This window comes from Siphonobacter aquaeclarae (assembly GCF_900103285.1).
Classification (GTDB): Bacteria; Bacteroidota; Bacteroidia; order Cytophagales; family Spirosomataceae; genus Siphonobacter; species Siphonobacter aquaeclarae.
The window spans coordinates 211,700-229,778 of the sequence record NZ_FNGS01000006.1 but is presented as its reverse complement, the minus strand read 5'-3'; the positions used below and the strand labels follow the sequence as shown (position 1 = coordinate 229,778).

13 protein-coding genes are annotated in these 18,079 nt (G+C 51.9%); 2 read left to right on the top strand and 11 right to left on the bottom strand.

From position 1 onward, the window contains the following. Positions 1 to 48: 48 nt before the first annotated feature. The 7 genes from BLR09_RS16865 to BLR09_RS16835 all read right to left on the bottom strand — a co-directional run bounded on the left by BLR09_RS16865 (position 49) and on the right by BLR09_RS16835 (position 10,437). Positions 49 to 483: a hypothetical protein gene (locus BLR09_RS16865; RefSeq protein WP_093204808.1), complete on the bottom strand. Its 435-nt coding sequence runs from the start codon at positions 481 to 483 to the stop codon at positions 49 to 51. Positions 484 to 506: 23 nt separating this feature from the next. Further along, complete coding sequence (locus BLR09_RS16860) at positions 507 to 1,349, bottom strand: S49 family peptidase (RefSeq protein ID WP_093204805.1); 843 nt, start codon at positions 1,347 to 1,349, stop codon at positions 507 to 509. 94 nt (positions 1,350 to 1,443) lie between these two features. Then, the gene (locus BLR09_RS16855) at positions 1,444 to 4,389 is read right to left on the bottom strand and encodes an SGNH/GDSL hydrolase family protein (RefSeq protein ID WP_093204803.1); all 2,946 of its coding nucleotides are present in this window, start codon (positions 4,387 to 4,389) and stop codon (positions 1,444 to 1,446) included. A 2-nt stretch (positions 4,390 to 4,391) separates the two neighbouring features. Continuing rightward, positions 4,392 to 4,892: a hypothetical protein gene (locus tag BLR09_RS16850; RefSeq protein WP_143011130.1), complete on the bottom strand. Its 501-nt coding sequence runs from the start codon at positions 4,890 to 4,892 to the stop codon at positions 4,392 to 4,394. Between the two features lie 232 nt (positions 4,893 to 5,124). After that, complete coding sequence (locus tag BLR09_RS16845; protein ID WP_093204799.1) at positions 5,125 to 5,640, bottom strand: hypothetical protein; 516 nt, start codon at positions 5,638 to 5,640, stop codon at positions 5,125 to 5,127. Positions 5,641 to 5,758: 118 nt separating this feature from the next. Continuing rightward, on the bottom strand, positions 5,759 to 9,805 hold the full coding sequence (locus BLR09_RS16840; protein ID WP_093204796.1) for a hypothetical protein: 4,047 nt from the start codon (positions 9,803 to 9,805) through the stop codon (positions 5,759 to 5,761). Continuing rightward, positions 9,802 to 10,437, bottom strand: coding sequence for a hypothetical protein (locus BLR09_RS16835; protein WP_093204794.1), 636 nt, complete (start codon positions 10,435 to 10,437; stop codon positions 9,802 to 9,804). The genes BLR09_RS16840 and BLR09_RS16835 overlap by 4 nt, the downstream gene beginning before the upstream one ends. Before the next feature lie 119 nt (positions 10,438 to 10,556). Between BLR09_RS16835 and BLR09_RS16830 the strand changes: the two genes are divergently transcribed. Both BLR09_RS16830 and BLR09_RS16825 read left to right on the top strand, forming a co-directional pair. Further along, the gene (locus BLR09_RS16830; RefSeq protein WP_093204791.1) at positions 10,557 to 12,119 is read left to right on the top strand and encodes a P-loop NTPase fold protein; all 1,563 of its coding nucleotides are present in this window, start codon (positions 10,557 to 10,559) and stop codon (positions 12,117 to 12,119) included. A 267-nt stretch (positions 12,120 to 12,386) separates the two neighbouring features. After that, a complete protein-coding gene (locus tag BLR09_RS16825) occupies positions 12,387 to 13,835 on the top strand; it encodes a HEPN domain-containing protein (RefSeq protein ID WP_093204789.1) in 1,449 nt (482 codons plus the stop codon). 44 nt (positions 13,836 to 13,879) lie between these two features. Here BLR09_RS16825 and BLR09_RS16820 read toward each other — a convergent pair whose 3' ends face one another. The 4 genes from BLR09_RS16820 to BLR09_RS25320 form a co-directional block, all read right to left on the bottom strand. After that, positions 13,880 to 15,295, bottom strand: a complete 1,416-nt coding sequence (locus BLR09_RS16820) for a hypothetical protein (RefSeq protein ID WP_093204787.1) — start codon at positions 15,293 to 15,295, stop codon at positions 13,880 to 13,882. A gap of 99 nt (positions 15,296 to 15,394) precedes the next feature. Then, positions 15,395 to 15,721, bottom strand: a complete 327-nt coding sequence (locus tag BLR09_RS16815) for a hypothetical protein (RefSeq protein WP_093204784.1) — start codon at positions 15,719 to 15,721, stop codon at positions 15,395 to 15,397. Continuing rightward, positions 15,708 to 15,881, bottom strand: coding sequence for a hypothetical protein (locus BLR09_RS25540; protein WP_176785584.1), 174 nt, complete (start codon positions 15,879 to 15,881; stop codon positions 15,708 to 15,710). Before BLR09_RS25540 ends, BLR09_RS16815 begins: the two co-directional genes overlap by 14 nt. 98 nt (positions 15,882 to 15,979) lie before the next feature. Then, positions 15,980 to 16,699, bottom strand: coding sequence for a T9SS type A sorting domain-containing protein (locus BLR09_RS25320; RefSeq protein WP_143011129.1), 720 nt, complete (start codon positions 16,697 to 16,699; stop codon positions 15,980 to 15,982). Positions 16,700 to 18,079 lie beyond the last annotated feature (1,380 nt).

Genomic DNA, 18,079 nt, shown 5'->3' with positions numbered 1-18,079 from the left:
GAAAAAGAGGGGAAAAAGTGCCGGGACTAATTGCCCGGCAAGGGTGGTTTACTTGTGGTTTTTTGCCCAGTGTGCCAGCGCCATACCCATGGGGTCATTGGCAGCGAGTTTCTGGGTTTCAGGCTTGCGGCGCGTGCTGGCATCCTCCTGGGGAGTGACGCGGCCGGCTGCGGCCTCCTGGGCCTGGGCTGCTTTGTAGCGCTCGTTCTCCTTTTTCAGGGCGGCGTTCTCGGCAATGAGCTGGGCGGTCTGGCTGGCCTGGGCGGCCGACGCGGCGTTTTCTTCTTCTTCGTCGTCCGGATCACCTTCCGGGTCTTCCAGCTCGGCTTCCAGTCCGGCCTCCTGGCTGGCGGCAAGCGCCGTTTCGGCTTCTTTTTCAATTGCCGCGAACGCGGCCTGGTCTACCTCTTTCGAGTTCAAAAGCCCGAAAAGGGTGGGGAAATTCCGGGCCAGGAAACTCCCCTTGGTGGTGGGTTTACTCATGTTAAGATTGAAGGTTGAAAACGTTACTTGGCAAGTTTCAGCACCCGCTCCACCGCGTCCCCCAGCGTTCCGAAGCCGTCCGCCAGCCCCAGGCGGATGGCTTCGGGCGCGGAGAACATACGCCCTGTAAAGGCATCGGCACTGCTGATTTTCCCACCCCGGCCCCGGCGAACGTCGGAAACGAACTCTTTCTGGCTGGCATCCAAGCGCTCCTGAATGGCTGCTTTGCCTTCGTCGGTGAGTTCTTCAAACGAGTTAACCGATAGTTTATCCGGCGAACCTTTCGCGCGGAAGATCGTGGTGACTTCACCACTTTTTTCCATCGCTCCCCGAAGGTCGGTGTGGTATTGCAGCGTGCCGATGCTGCCCATTTCAGTCGCCGCCTGCTTCTCCAGCAGCACCACGTCGCACTGCGCCGAGGCCCAAACCGCTGCGGAGGCAGCATACGCCGTGTGCGCTACTGCGGGTTTGGTAAAACGGTACAGGGAGTCAGCGAGTGCCTTGGTGCTGTCGACCGTCCCACCCGGGCTGAATACGTCCAGAACAAGGCCTTTGACGCTCTCTTCCCGGTCTGCCCGGTCGATCAGAGCCGAAAGAAAGGCATTGCCGTAGGCGTTGTACCAGGAAGTGTTCCGGCTCATCACGCCTTTCAGCGGCAGTACGACCACGCCCAGCTCGTCAGGTGCCCGGTAATAGTCGAGCAGGTACATGAGCCAGTCTGCCGATGCCGCCTGCTGCTTGTCGGGTGTGGGAATGTCGTAGGCTTTTGCCTGCTTTTCCCCGGATTGCATCAGCGGCAAAAAGGAGTTTTGAAACGTCGGCCAGTGGATGGCAAGCGGCTGGCCTGAAAAGGCAATCAGGGACATAGGCGTTTGGGCGCTGTTTGTAAAAGGAGACCCAAACTTGCAGCCGGTATCCGGGCAGGGATAGGACTAAAATTCTACCCCTGCCCGGCGTTCCCTAAACCGTATACGTATAGCCCAGCCAGCCGTAGAGCTGCACGCCGCCCTCCCGAAGCGGAAACCAGCCCGGGTGGATGCTGTCGGGGTACCCCACCTTTGCCACGCCGCCGGTGCCGTTGTCGGTCTGCTCCTGGATCAGCATGTGCCCGGCAGGCGTCATGGTGTGCCAGGTCTCGACCAGGTAGAAGCCCGCCGCCGTCTGCTCTGCCAGGGTGCCGAAGCGGGCCGCCACCACCGAATAGAAGTCGAACTTGTTGTTGTGGTCAAACTGCGAAAACCGCCCCGTATAATCCGGGTACCGTTCCGGGTGCATCACGCCCGGAATAGGCGTCAGGCAAAACGCCAGTTTGGCGGCCGGGATCGCTGCTTTAAATTCGTTGCCCAGCTCGGCGATGTCGTCGGCAATGGCGGCGTAGTTGCTGGTGTGGCTGCGGTCGTTTTCGCCCAGGCAGATCACCACGTGCGTCGGCGTACATACGTCCCAGGCGGTGTTACTCGTCACCCGGCTACCGGCAGAGCTGCCGACACTGAGCCGGGTCACCCCATCGTCTGCCAGGGTCTTATACCGGCTCAGGTAGGCGGCAACCGAAAAGCGGTTTGAACCCGTCTTGGTAATGTCAAAAAACGGGTTGGAGTTGGTCGTTTGCAGGTTATTGGCAGCTACCAGGTCGATCCAGGCCTGCACGGCGCTCACCTGGGCAGCCGAACCTGTCCAAAGCCCGGCGTCGGCAATCTGACCCGCCGAAACCAGCAGCGTATAGGATTCGTTGTTGATGACCGGAGCCGTTACCCCGTAGCAGGTTTTGGCAATGAGCAGGTTATCTGCGGGGCTTGCCGTATAGGCCCGCCCCTGGCTGGTCAATAGTCCCAGCAGCGCCCAGGCACCGGCTTTGTTGGTGTGCAGGTTGAAGGGGTGTCTCAGGTAATTAAACGCCGTCCAGCTGCCTATACCCTGCGCGTAGCCGTAGACGTTCAGATTCTGGCCCTTGTAGCTGATCGTGGAATCCACTTTGAACTTGGTTCCCACGCACAGCAGGTCGTAGCCCGTGCCGCCGTTGTCGGCCCGGTTCATCAGCGAAATTTCCTTCAGCATGGCCCACATGGCCCCGGCTCCCTGCTGTATGCCGTTTTTCGGCCGGTTTTCGGTGACTGAGTCGCCCAGGTACAACACCTTGGGAAACTGCGCGGCCAGCACCGACGGCCGCACCGACAGCCGGTTGATCGAGACGGCCTTGTCGACATAACCGGGGCATTTGAGCGTCAGGCTCACCGTCTCGGCGTTGACATTCGCCGTGTTGGAATCGTCCCGGGAAAGGTTTAACCGGTGCTGGCCGACGTTGTTGATCCACACCGGCAGCTTGTCCCTGACAAACCGCTGGGCGTAAAGAATGACCGCCTCATGCCGAGCTGCAAAGGAATTGTTGGGAAAGTAAATGTTGCGCGGTACCAGGGCCGTGTACTCCTGACCCGAGGGGTTGAGCGCCTCCAGGGCCGTCACCCGGGTCTTGAGCCCATTGATTTCCGTGGACTGGTACCTTTTCTCATACCAGTTGATGGCGTGGTAGTTTGCTTCCTGGTGACCGGTTTTATCGGGAAAAGCCGTCCGCTTGCCCGGAAGGCCGTACCCCCAAAGCCGGAAGCAGCCCGTCCCGTCGTTCCACTCGCCCGAAGACAGCAGCGCATCCGTCGCCGAATAGATGGGGTTTAAGTACGTGTCGCACGAAAGCGAGACAGCCAGCTCATCCCCCGGCAGTACCGCTATCGGCGTATTCAGATCGGAAACCACCTCGTAGTTACGGTAGTCGCTCACCACGTCGGCGTTGTTGTAGGCGGCAAGGCTAGCGGCCAGTATCGTCCGGTCGAGCAGCACGGTGACCGTCGTGCCCCGCCGGTGAAGTACCTGAATGCGGGCGTCAGCCGTGATCGTACCCTGGCTGCTGCGCTTGAAAATAAACACCCCTACCCGGTCGAGCTGCTTGGCAGCTTTCACAAAGTACCAGGAAAGCTGCTCTTTAAAGGAGTCGGCAACCGAGTAGGTCAAAAGCGCATACGAGGGAACCGGCTGGATCACGGCCACCGGCAGCAGCTGGGTAGCAAGCGGGCTGACTGCCTTGGTGTTGGCGTCCACCTGGGCAGACAGAGGCGTCACCGTTTGGGTAAGGGAGGTAATCCCGGCGTTGGCACTGGTCAGGCCACTCTCCAGCGTCTCCAGGCGGATGATCTGCGCCTTTTCGTTGTAAAAGTGAATGGCATGGTAGGTCTGGTCCACGGTCTTAGTCGGAATCGTTGTCCGGGTCGACGGCAGGTTGTAATTCCAGAGCCGGTAGACGTTTGTTCCATCGTTCCACTCCCCGGTGGTCGATAGCTTGTTGGTCGATGAATGCACCGGGTTTAAGTAGGTATCGCAGGAAAGCGAGACAAACAGCTCATCTCCCCCCACTACGTCTATCGGCACGGCCAGTTTAGCCACATACTCGTAGTCCCGGTAATTGACGATGGCATCGGCCTGGTTGTAGCGGGCCATATCCGCCGCCGGGATGACCGTGTCGAGTAATACCGTTGTCGTCGTGCCCCGCCGGTGAAGTACTTGCAGCCGGGCGTCAGCGGTGATCGTGCCCTGGCTGCTGCGCTTGAAAATAAAGACCCCAACCTTCTCCAGGCGCTTGCTGGCTTTGACAAAGTACCAGGAAAGCTGCTCTTTAAAGGTGTTGAGCGTCGTGTAAGTCGAATAGGCATAGTCCGGCACCGGCACAATCTGCGGCACCTGGGTGTAGGTGGTCGTGAAGGCGTCAAAGCTGGCGCGCATCTCCGAATAGCGCTCGTCGACAAACTCCGCGTTGGCATCGAGCAGATCGGCCAAATCATTCGCGGTAACTTTCATCTGCCGGGTGGCGGCCCGGACTTTCTCCTGAATCTTAGCCTTTACTTGTGTTAAGGTCCACATGGTTAAACGTCGAAGTTGTTTTGAAAATCGTTGGGGTCGAAGGGTCCACTGCCAGACAGGGCCGTGTCTTCGATGGTGTCAATGCTGACGGCAGGCCGTGGTCCCTGGCCTGACAGCGTCAGCGTGGAATTGTTCTTGTTTCCCCCCACGGCGGAAGAAGAGCGAAGCATCAGGGGAAAATCCTTGGTGCCCACCAGCCAGCAGCTCCCGCCGACCGACTCGACCAGGGCAATCCATTTCACCCGGGCAAAGCGTCTCAAAAAATCCCGGGTCTCTGCCGTGTACCGGGGCTGGGTAAACGAGATCGTCCAGGTGTAGAGCTGACCGGCCGAATCAGGGGGGCTTTCTTCCTGATAGGTGGCCGGGGTGGTGTCGGCCGTCGCCAGCTGCACAAACAGCGTTTGCGCGCCAGGCTTGAGAATCGGCCGGCCGTCGATCATCTCCACCAGCGGGGCGGGAATCATCCGGATGCGTGAAAGCCTACGGCCTGCGTAGTCGTTCACGGAAAAACTCGCCGGTGAGGGCAAATCATAAAGGAGCCAGGGACTTTCCATAGACTCCAAAATTGCCCGGTCGTCCTGGCTCCGAAAAGGACCCGATTTTAAGGGGTATACAGATAGGAATAAAAAACAAAAACCGCCCTGGCGCATTGCCAGAGCGGTTTTTATAGCGGGATGTCCCCGGACTTTTCAGGCAGTACCCGGACTTTTTTGTTCGGAGCCGGACCTACCCCACCTACGCCCGGACTTTTTGTGCAAAACTTTTTCCAGTCCCTACCGCATTAATCTGGCTTCTCAGACGGGCGTTTTTCTTCTCGGTCCTATCCAGGTAGTCCCGGTAAATCTTGCGGATGACTTCCCAGTCGCAGTCTTCGTCGACGGCGATGCCGTAGCGCCCGAGAAAGTCCCGGATGTGGGGCGAGTAGTCGCCGCCGGTCAGCTCATGCACCCGGCGCACTTCGCATACCATCGTGCGCCGGAAAATCTCGTCGAGCTGCCGCTGAAGGTCCGGGATTTTGTCGTAGGGAATTTCGAAGGCTTTCTCCCGGATGTTGTACACCAGGGTAAGCGCCGTACTGGCTGTTTTGCGGACCGGCTGGGTGAAGGGAATCGTCCGGCTGACCAGGTGTAGGAGCCTGCCCACTTCGGACCATTTTTCCACCAGCACGCGGCCGCGTGCGTCTGTGCCATACTCATGTTCGTAGAACTTTTTCAGGTACTTGGGGACTTCGAGGGTGACGGTTTTTAACATAACTAACTATTGCTGGATTTGAGTACAATATACAAAAATATCCCTGTCATTTTACTGATTGTCAGTAAAATTAACCGTTCACCACACCTTTTGCAGTGAACGGTTAAAGTTGGGCCGCTTACCCGAAATTCGACAGGGCTGAAATCAGCGCGTTGCGGGTATCGCCTGCCGATGCCCAGACCGCATCGCGTACCTGGTAGGTGGCTGACGCGTTGCCGTCGACGGCCTGCTTGACGGCCAACACCGCCCCGGCGACTGCCTTGGTCTCGGTGGCGATGGCCTCCAGCAGTTCCAGCTGCTTCATGCCCTGCTCCATGGCCGCCTGCTGGGCTGCTTCCGCATCGGCTGACCCTTCAATGCCCCCGGCGCTGGCATAGTCTCCGTACTCGGCCGCTGACGCTTCCGCTTCGGCGGCGGCTTCGGCTGCCTGGCGCTCGGCTTCAGCTGCTGCCCGTTCGGCTTCCTTCTTTTTCTTGCTGCCAAACAGGTACATCTCCTTTTTCCAGTACGGGGATTCAAACACCTGGCCGCCGTCGCGGAAACCCATCGGCGGCCTATCACCCATCACTGCTTTCCGGCGCATTCCCGGCGTGCGGGCATTGGTAAACATCTGCTGAATAAGCGGCCAGTTGGCTGCCGTCTGGTCGGCAGAGATAATGGCTTCGTCGCCTTCCATCTCCCCGACTTCCCGGCCGCTTCTGCGGTCGACCAGGGCAATGCCGCCGTCGCCATAGCGCGCGCCGTGTTTGCCGCCCTGGGCCACAAAGCCCCCGTGCGCAAACGTCGGTTCGGGCTGGCTTTTGATCTTGGCTACCTGAACAGCCGTCAGACCCGCCACGATGGCGGCAAAGACCAGGTTCAACGGAAACATGCCCGAGGCTAGGGCTTTGATCGTCCCCAGCGCCCCGTTAATCAGCGCCGTAGCCATGTCTGCCTTCTGCTGCCCTTTCCATTGCTGGCGCTTCATGTCCTTTTCCTTGACAGCCTGCTCGTTCTGGATTTTGCCGATCTCATTGGCCGTCGACTTGGTTTTCTTCGTCAGCGCGTCGTTGTACTTGGTGTTGATGGTGGTCTTCTTGTCGGCCAGGTCTTTTTCCATCCGCTCCAGGTTCTCACTTCCCAGCTTGTTGGCTTTGACCGTGTCGTCCACCTTCTTCAGCTCCTCCCGCCGCTCGCTCTCCAGGCGGTCCAGCTCGGCGCGGTTACCGGCCTTGCGGGCGGCATCCATCCACACCTGGTACTCGTCGTTGACCTGCTGCCGGGCTGCGACCAGCTCGTTCTCCAGCTTCTCCAGCTCGCTTGCGCTCAGCTCGTTGGCCAGCCACTCCTTTTCCAACTTGTCCATTTCGGCGCGCTGCTCGGTATCCAGCCGGTTTAGCTCGGTTTGCTCCTGGGTCCTGGCCGCCTCGATTTTCGCGTCGGTTTCCTTTTTCAGGTTCGCCATTTCGGTCTCCAGGCGCTGCTGGCTGAGCTGGTTTAAGAAATTAACCGCCTGGGTAGCCATGCCCGCGATGGCCTCGTATCCGGCCATGTTCTGCTGCAACCGCTTTTGCCAGGCCGATTTTTCCCCCTGCACCATCTGGTCGCAGGCGGCGGCGAAGGCCGAAACGTCGCCGTTCAGGATGGCGGCGAAGGCATTGGAAAACCCTTCCGCCCGGCGCTTCTTGGATTCGGTCAGCTCGGCGTCGATCTGCTTTTTCTTTTCGGCTGCTTCGCCTTCCGCCCGCACGTCTTCGGCGTGGTAGCGGTCGGTGATGGCTTTCTGGGTAATCTTCAACTCCTCGGTGTCGCGAATGTTCAGCTCGGCCTTGTGCAGCTCGGCGTCGCGCTCGGCCGTCAGCTTCTCCTTTGTCCAGAACAGCTCCCGGTCCACCCGCTCTTTGTGGATGGCCGCCAGTTTAGTGGCATTGGTTCCCGCCTGGAGTTCCTTGAAATCCAGCAGCGCCATTTCCGCCGCCGCCTGCTGGTCGATGGTGTATTTAACCACCTCCAGGCGCTTCTGGGCCGCCTTCTCTTCCTTGGCTGCCTCTTTTACCCGGTGATCTTCCCGAGCCTTTTCGATCTCAGACAGCGCCTCGGTTTCGATGGCCTTGGAAAGCGTCGCCTTGTAGCGTTCATCGGCCAGGGTAGTGGCGATTTCGGCCAGGCGCTTCTGTTTTTTGGCCTCGATCTTGGCAATCTCCCGCTCCAGCTCATCGCGGATGCTGTTGATTTTCGTCTGGGCTTCCTGCTCGGCAATCTGGGCCAGCGCCTTTTCGTTAGCCTCCTTTACCTTCGCCAGGTGTTTGGCTTCCACTTCCCGCAGATCGGCCTTGCGTTGCTCTTCAATCTCGCGCAGCTTCACCGTCAGCTCGTGCCCGGCTTTGGTTTCCCGCTCGGCAGCCCGACGCAGCAGCTCGTATTTCAAATCGACCTTGGCCCGCTCCCGCTCTACCTCCGTGCCCAGCTTGGCAATGAGCGCCTCCTGTTCCTGCTTGTAGGTTTCGTCGATGGCTTTCATCTCCCGTTTCCGCGCCGCGTCGGCCGCCTTCTGCCGCTTCTCCAGCTCTTTCTTCTGGGTGTCGGTCATTTCCTTGTTCACCTTGGCGTGCGCGTCCCTGACCGGCAGCATCCCCTTGGCTGCTTCCTCCTTTGGGTAATCGACAAAGGAGGCTTTGAGCGTCTTTTTGATCGAGGCCGCGTTAGCGTCCAGGTGATCGCCGGTGCGCTTCCACCCCGCCTGTACGTCCTTCCAGGCTTTTTCGGCGCCTGACATATCAAACGTCAGCGCCATGGCGGCCGCTTTGGCAGCGTTTACCAACATGCCGAAGCCGTCAATGACCAGCTGCACCATGTGAACCGTGAACTGAATAGCGGCGATGACGACGGAAAACGCCACGGCAAGCGTTTTCATTAGGTTCGTCGAGCTGGCCGTCTGGTTCTTCAGGCCCGGGAAAAGGTCGTAGACCAAATCCCCCAGCGCCGAAAACAGGGTTTTGCAGGCTTCCCAGAGACCGTCGAACACTTCCACCAGGGGCCGGGAGTTTTTGACCATTTCCATCAGGAAAACCACCCCTTCCTCCATCACGCCAAGAAACGCCAGAAAAACCGGTCTCAGCCGCTCACCTACCGCCGCCGTAACCTGCTCGAAAACGTCGGTGATCGAGTCCCAGCGGCCCGTCAGCCCGCCCGCCTGTTTCTCCATCAGCCCCATGGCGTCCGTCGTCGAGCCAAAGGCAACGGCCATTTCCATGGCTCCCTGCTCGGTGGCATCAAAGTACTTCGTCGAACCGCCGATGTTAGTTTTGATCTTGTCTCCGACCTTGGAAACCTTGATACCGATTTCGTTCCAGCGCTCGGTGTTCGACACGTCGAGTACGGCTTCCATGAGCTGGTCAAACGGCTTGTTCATCTTGGCCGCCGCGTCCCCCATCCGCTTGATTTGTTCCTCGGAAGGGCGTAGCCCCCGCGCGACCATCTTCACGTAGGAATCCGTCAACGTGTCCACCGAAAACGGCGTCTTGGCGGCGATGTCCTTTAAGGCCTGCATGGCTTCTTTGGCCTTGGTCTGGCTGCCGAGCAGGTTGGAAAGCGTCGTTTCGTACTTTTCAAACTTGCCCGTCGTCTCAAAAATCGCCTTGCCGATGTCCCACAGGAACTGCACGATCTGGAGGGCAAAAAAGGCCTTGAAGGCTACGCCGATGCCGCCGACGCCCTTGGTAATCTTGTTCCACAAACCCGGCTCGCCCAGGTCTTGTCCGGATTTTTTAATGCCGTCGACCTGCTTTTTAACCGCTGCAAACTCCTTTTCAGCCGCCGCCAGCTCTTTGGCTTTTTGTTTGAAGGCTTCCGTATCCCGGGGCAGGCTCTTTAGCTCCTTACTCAGCTTGTTTACGTGGTTACTCAGCTGGGTATAGGTCATAGACGACAGCTCGGTGGACTTGCGGGCTGTTTCGGCTTCCGCCCGTGCCGCTTTGGCCGCGTCCTTGGCCTGTTTCCAGGCGTCGGTACCCTTCTTTCCGTCCCGCTCCAGGGCCGTCACGGCAGCGTCTGCCGCCTTGGCCGCTTTCTCGGCTTCCTTCCAGGCGTTGGTGGCTTCCTTCGCTCCCGTCGCCACCCCGCCGATCACCTTGTTTAGCCCGTCCGCCGCTCCGGTGAACTTGATGGCTATTTCATCCGAGATCATACCGGGAATGTGTAGCGGAGTTTAGACTGGTCCACTTTGCCGCCCTTGTAGGTATTCGTCCAGGAAAGCAGGGAGCCACCCGTGCCGGGCATAAAATCGGTCGGCGCGAAAATCTTGCGGAACTCCTGGGCTGCCCAGGCCATGGCCGCCTGGTGCATGGATTCCCGGAAGAGCGGAATGAGCTGGTACTTCAGCTCGTCGTTGTAGATGCCACGGTAACCGCGTTTGATGTTCGGTTCCCGCCGGAAGCGGTACTGAAGCGCCCGGGCGACCCGGAGGATACTGGCGTGTTCGGTCCGGGGCGTACGGCCGGCCTCATAGCCGGGTACGTCAAAATGCCTCACGCCAACCTTCTCCACAAAGCGCACCATGGCAGACAGCGGCGGCACGGTCGTGTACCGCAGTGTCTTCATGTCTTTGATCCGCAGCAGCTCGGAAAACAGAACGCTGCCCTGGATGTAGCCCTTGCCGCGCTCAACGGCACCGGCGCGGATACTCGAAATCAGCTCGCCCGTCAGCTCCAGGTCAGCCGCGCGGGCAGACTGCCGAAACCGGGTTTCAGCGACTTTGGCGAAATCGCCCAGGAATTTGGCAAGAATGGGGTTGTCCTCGAATGAGGGTGCTTGCGCCATACAGGAAAATGTTTGGTGTATGGCGCAAAAAGCAGAACTCAGTAGCTACCGAAAAGGACATCAAAATCCGCCAAATCTTTGTATCTCTGTAGCTTCAATAATCTTTAACTCACATAACGATGTCTACCAGATCAGATGAACCAGCTGTTGATATTGAACAGCAAATCCACCGCTTTGAAAAACACCTTTCGTTGCCGGACAATGAGCGCATCATTGTTTCCGGTCCATTTGGCAGTGGAAAGTCCTATTTCCTTAGAAAGATGTTCGATACTTTTAAAGAAAAGTATGAGGTTTTTTCTATCTCACCGGTTAATTACTCCATATCTCCAAATAAGGATATATTTGAATTAATAAAATATGATATATTATTCCAAATGATCAAGAAAGAAATTTCATTTGAAGAACACGATTTCTCGCTATTGTTAACAAGTCAAATGGCGGTCATCAATTCAAAAAAAACTCAAAAAGCAATAGCCGATTTTATTCTGATCTGTTTAGAAAAGTTTACATTAATAGGCAAGGATTTCATAGAAATATATAAAAAATTTAAAGAAATAATTGACAGCGTAAAAGAATATCACAAGAAAATACAAATAGACGACAAAATTGAAATTGAAGATTATCTTGATAAAATAAGAAAAGATATATCAAATCCGTCATACGGAGAAGACCAATTTATGACAATTATCAAAAAATATATTACAAAATACTATACTGAAGAACCTAAAAAACCCGACAAGAACCTTAAATATCCTATATTAATAATCGACGACCTTGACAGAATTGACCCAGAACATATATTTCGAATTTTAAATATATTCTCGGCCCACATAGACTGGCAAAGTAATTCAACGATTGCTAATAAATTCGGATTTACTCATGTTGTACTCGTTTGCGACATTGTGAATATACGTAGTGTTTATTCCAGCAAATACGGCGCCAAAACGGATTTCTCCGGATATATTGATAAATTCTATTCACACTATATTTTCTTTCACAGTATAACTACCAGGCTTTCAGCATACCTTGAAAACATCATCACTACGATCTCCTACTCAAAAACGAAATACTTTATCGACAAAAAGCAGCACGAAATCCTAGTTATTCTTAAGAATCTTACAAATTACGGTTATTTAAATATAAGAAAATTAAGAAAACTACATAATCTAGATATTATTCATAAGAATATTAAACTAATCGGGGACTTCCATTTTGTAGCTCTAGATATTTTTATTTATCACGAAATCTTGTCAAGTTTAGTTGATCCGATTGAAGTCATTGAACCTCTAATCTCTTTAAGGCGAATAAAATCAGACCTAGATTTTGAGGTCAATGATGTAGCGACTAAACAATCGCTAAATTTTCACTATATAAGCGCTTGTGCTGTTATTCATTTCGTGTCTAAAAACAGAAGCTCCCCACACGAAACGCAATTTCAATTCGATCTTGCCGTTGAATCAATGGAAGGCCGTACAGTAATTTATTCATTTGCTGGTAAATTCAAACCAGAATCGAAAGGCCTTAAAGTAAAAGACGAAACCGAACACGAAACTTCACACTTCACTATCAACTATATGATTGATACCATCAATTCGGACGGAAAGTCCGTTCTATATAGCTCAATTAATACACTTGACCTCATGATTGCCACATATAAACTATTTCAAAGAAATAGAATTTAAAGTCCTTTAAGTGAATTGACAACACCACATTATCCCATTTAGTTTGAGACAGAATTAGAATATTTATCCTACTCATCGAAGAGTTAAACTTGCCGGAACCGGCCGGACTAGACAGTCTCACGCATTGTCAAAACCGAGTTTCGACAACCTTTGCGAAATTGCCCAGGAATTCCTTTTAAATATGTCCGACCTAACTTCTCTTTAGTACAAGGAACAGAACGCCAATTTTATTTTTGTTTAACTGTTTCGATTAAACACACCTAAAACATGATTGATCACATCGAAGCTCCAGGTAAATGGAAAATTCCAGGTATAGACGGAGAATTGTCAGGTACCCTGTTTGTAAACGAAGACAGGCGAGAGTTAATCGTTCATTATGACAAAGAGTATCCTATTTGGAGAACGGCGAATTTCAATCAAGGCCGAGATATTTCTCACATAACCGGCCGATCAGGCAAAGACGTTTACCATTTATTCAATTCTTTTTTCAAGCACGCTTCCCCAGATGAACTATCAAAAGGTGTCTTTACATTTTTTATTGATGAAGTTTTAAGAACCAGTGTAGACCTTCCACCTGATTTTGGATACGATCCTAAGGAAGAATTTCCATTTGAGTCTTTTGATTTAATTAAAAATCACGAAGACAACTTTATTGATAAGATATATTTAAAATTCAATCAATTATCTAGGTGGATTCCATTTGACGGATACAAAGGGAGAAATAAAAAAGAACAGTATCTTCTATCAATTTCTGTAAAAGTATCTTTATCTCCGGTATCCACATTCTATTTTGATAATACAAAAATAGAAATAAAGAACTTTGTAGATTACACCCTTGATACCAATATTTCAATAGAAAGGAGTCCATATTTTATTATTACTTTTCCAGAAAAGAGAAATCTAAAATTCGCCATAAAGACAGTTTATAAATTAATCTATTTTAATAGTTTAATTACTGGAATGTACTTAATTCCTGAAGAAACAACGATTGTTCAAACGAATAATGAAAGTAAAAAAAAAATCTATTATAGTTACATCTCGGTGAGTGCGATGAAAGACAAGGCCAGACATCGACTTGAAAATAAATATTACTTTATTCAATTCAACAGCCTAAAACGAACGCTTCACAAAATAGCGAAATCATACAATGAAGTTTACACCCAACTCTCAGGATCATTCTCGATCTTATATGATACAACTGACGAAATAAATATCGATATTAGAAATGTCATCTTCAAAATTGCATCATATTTAGAAAGCAGTGAACGAGAATGCCAGAAATATCCTAGTCAACCGGAAGGCATATCAACCTTAACCAAGGTTCACAAAGCTTTGACTGAAGAGATAAGAAAATCCACTTTGGAAAAAGCTGACAAAAGAATTGGTAGAAAAAAATTCCAGGATTTAATGTTAAGTAAACTATCTCATTTCAAAGATAAGAATTTCAAGGCTAGAATTTCAACTATCATGGACGTCATTAAATTACATGATGTTGATTCTAAAATTAAAGATGATCTTGGACTTGAAAGAAAGGATTTTATCAACAAGGTAGCCAATATACGAAACGACATAGCTCATGCAAAAGTAGATATTTTAGAAAGGTATACATTCAACGAGCTTGTATCTGTATATTTTCATTGCCACCAGATACTGCGATTGTTTCTCCTGGATCTAATTGGAATCAATAAAAAAAATAAACCTAAATCATTCCTTTAATAAAAAATAAATGGTCGAACGAATTAATTCGTTCGACCATTTATTTAGCATGAAATCAACAAACAATTAACTATGAAATGCAGTGGCAGGCTAGCCGACACCGACGCCACCAGGTAATCCACCCCGTCGATATGCACCTTCCGGCTAAAGTCCAACGTAGCGAGATCAGCCTCATTTAACACCAAATCCTTTTTCAGGTAGAACCATCCGGCACGGATTCCCTCCAAATTCTTCCAGCAACGGGCCGCCAGGCCGTCTAAGCCCGTCCAGTAGAGTGTTTGCCCGCCATAGGTCGGCAGCGCCCTGGGAAGGCCGGAAACAACGCCATTCCAAAACAGCAGGCGGGGCGCGAACTTCTCCGCCCCTTGCCCGTACTGGCTGGTGATCCCCTTTTGCCTTGCGGCCGCAAGTCCTGAGGCCGCGTCGAGCGTAAGCGTGGAAAACTTGCTGGTCACCTTCGCCAGGCCGTTACGGCCGTCGTCTGGCAGCTCCGGCGTCAAATAGTCAGCCAGCCCTCCCGGGCGGTCTTTAGCCAACGCGTCGCCGCCGTCCATTTCATAGCTCAGGTGAAGCCGGGCGCTTCGTTCGGCCGTCTTTGGTCCGCCCTTCACCGCCTTATCGCTCCAGTCCAGCACCGTCGGCGCTTCGAGCTTCCGGTCCCAGAAATCTATCCGCAGAGTCTTAGCCACACCGTTAAAGGTGTAGGCCAGGTTCGGCAGCTTCCGCAGTTCGAGCAAAAACTCCTGAACGGTCAACTCCGGCAGGTGCTGGCTAATGGAGACGGTTGCCGCCCCATCCAGCGCCCTGGTGTTGTAGATGACCAGGCGGGAGAAAACCGGGTCGGTAAACAGGTCTCCCGTGATCGTCGTTCCCGTCAGCTGAGCCAAACGGCGCAGTACATACGTGACCAGAAAGCAGGGTACTACCGGCGTGCCTTCCAGGTAAGCGCCGGTATCGTAGTCATTGACCTTTCCCGTCCAGCCTTCCGGGGTATTGCCGCCAAAGAAATCCGGGTTTACAATCGTCGGCAGCACATACGCCAGCTTTCCGCCGTCGAATACTTCCCCGGTTGATGGTGTTTGAGCAGGCAGTGTGCCCAACGGCAGCTCATTCAGGCGCGTTTTCTGGTAGTCGCCGAAGAACTCCCCCAGCTTGTCTGAAAACACGCCGCTATAGCCCTTTTCTTCGTCGGCTTCCGTCAGGATAAAATACCCTTCCTTCAACAGCTCGCCGCCGTAGAAGTGCTGGCAGGTATACTCGGCAATCCGGCCGCCTGCCTGGGGCTGATGGAAATACCCAAAAAGCCGCTGGTTCTTTGCCGTCGGCGGAAGGGCGGGCATGGTGTCGGCGCTGCCGGGAATGGTGTCATAGCGCAGGTACGGGTTCTGCCAGTCGAGTTTAACCGCCAGGCCCGGCGGCAGGTCGGCTGCCTGGCCGTTGATTCGGATTTCGTATTTCATAATGAGGGAGGATAACCAAAGAAAATTTCGCGCCGGCTGCTGATATCTCGCACGATCGTGAAATTTTCTTTGGACAGATCAGGGATTTAGTGATAAAGGTTATGCGGCCGTCAGCTCTACATACACCCGGTCGCCGCTTTGAAACGTCGTCCCGGAGTAGTTGAACTGCGCGTAGCCCTGGTCGTTTTGCGGCAGTATCACCTGGTGAACCAGGTTGCCGTTGACGTAAATCTTAACGCTGAGCGCCGGGCCGTAGTAAAAGCCGAACCGCCAGCCCGTCGCCGGTGCCGGAAAATCCAGGTCATTCGACCAGGCTTTGTACTTGTAGGGGGAGCTGCCCGATAAGAACCAGGCGTTACCCATCTGCACGTTAAAACCGCCTTCGCAAAGCAGCATATCCGCCGGCCAGGAGCTACTCGCGCTCATGCCGACAAGCTTCCAGGCTGGTGCTGCTGGTAAAATGGTTAATCGCCCAGCCTGCCGGCGTTCCCAGGACAGCCACCAAAATTTCGCCCAAGAACCGGTTTTGATTCGATTTGAAGAATCCGGCGACCGCCGGAAGAAAGGAAAAGAGGCGTTCAATCATGCCACGAATGTGAGGAGGCCGTTACGCGCGGTAACGGACAGAAAAAAGCCCGGGAGACTGCCGGGCCTTTTAACGGTGTAGACTATATGTTCCACCGCTCAATTAAGTACTAGTCTGATCTTGTCCGTTTCCTTTTTATTTTTCTTGTTCGGCTTTACGTGCATGTAATACGTTCCTCGCGGCAAATCGCCGACATTAATTGGCAGAACATTCCCCTTTATTTGTTTCTGATCAAATGCCGACTTAATCGAAACTTGTCGTACTAATTTTCCAGCGTTTTCGCTATAGATACTGACATCCTCCGGCAGTCCATCTACAGATTCAGTATTGTCAAATTTTAAACTCACCATTTCTGACGCCGGGTTAGGATACATAGCAAAGCTGGAAAACGTTTGAACCCTCATTGATCGACTGGCAGTTCCACAAGAATTTGTAGCGGAAACAGGATTAAAATCAATCGTAGATCCTGGCGAAAGGTTAATATCATATCGGGAAAAATTTACTCCGTATGAATAACCATAAGTGGGTGAAGGATTCCAGTTCATATTGCTCGTCATTCCCGTCATAACCAATTTATCCTGATCATATTCCAATGTATGCGTCGTATTAGCCTGGACATACGTTAAGCTGCCTGCAGTCGATCCATCTATTTTCATGGCTCCCATATCAGGCACACCGTAATAAACATCCTTTTTAGTCGTTGTCGGGCCGTAAGTCGCACTAATCTGCCCTACTCCGCCGTATCCGGTCGCTGACGTCGTTACGGTTACGCTATTGGCAGTACTACTTACAATTGATAACGAGGATGTCGCAGACAAAACACCGAAGTACCAGGAGCTAAATCGGGCAATGTAGCCGTTTTTGTCTGACCATTACAAACATTTGCAATAGGGCCAATCCTCATGGGTACAAGTGTACCAATAGAAGTAAGGTTTTGGGTAGGTGAAAGCCAGGCCTTCAACTGGCGATTTGATCCGGTACCGTTACGAGCCCAGGATTCCGACATCCGTCCAAATAGCGATTGCCCTAGCCATCCGTAAGACAGCATACCGATAACTTTCATGGATTCACCAAGTAATGCACCTCTGGACGTCCCTTCATCCGCAACACTGGGGTTCTCGTCCCACCGCAAGAGGTTCTTCTGAAACGAAAGCGAAAAATAGCGGAGTTCTCAGCAGCTATAATTTCGGCACTTGATAAATCAAAATTACTACTTGTAAGACAATGCCTAGCGGTCAACACATAAAGTGTGCGGTCTTTTCGTTCATTGTTTATCAAAATACCGGAACACGATACAGACGTGCCACTCGTATTTACAATACGAAATCCTACACACTGCATTTGACAATGCAGGAATCATATCATATATCCGTTAGACTTGCAGAAAACATCTCCTTGCGAGTACGCAGCAGAAAACGAGCTTAATACCAGGCCAATATGGCCTGGAAAGGCAAATAACTTCTTCATAGGATTGGAGGATTAAAATGGATAAAAACTATCTAGAAAATCCGTAAGTAGTTCCGTTATAACTTGATACACGAAATCGAGAGCTTTCACAATCTTGAAAATAAGGAGTCATAAAGACTGAAAATCGCTTTTTAAAGATAACGGAGTCAGGTTCTTGTATTGAACAATATACGCGTACGAGAGCGTTGTAACGAATGTTGTTCACCGTATCAGAACCCAGTGGAAACGCCATATCTTTACGCGGAAGGACTGTTTCAGACATTATAACATTGACAATCCATCCTTTTTTGCCGTTGACACTGCACGAATCTTTCGCGACAATCATTCCTTGCGTCTCTATATGCTTAACAGAGTCGCCGCATGAGTTGCAAACAAATAATAGAAGAGTTAAGTAGGGCAATATGCCCAACGAGAGCATGTGTTTTGATTTTCTCATAACAATGAAGTGGATGGATCAATTAGTCCCTTGAAAGGGACAATTAGATATTTGAATAAAGCAGTAGACAAAATCCATTTCCTGGGAAATCACCGCAATAAACTACGAAAAGATAATATCATCCATTAATAATCCAATTCTCATTCAATGCTAATAAACCGCCGGATATTACCGGGCGGCTTCAAAATTCCTATACAACCCAGGTTGTTAGCTTATGTTAATACAACGATCGAAAAAGTCTTACGATCTGACCCCGTTTCTATGGAGCACGCAGCTTTTCATACGGCAGCTGAAT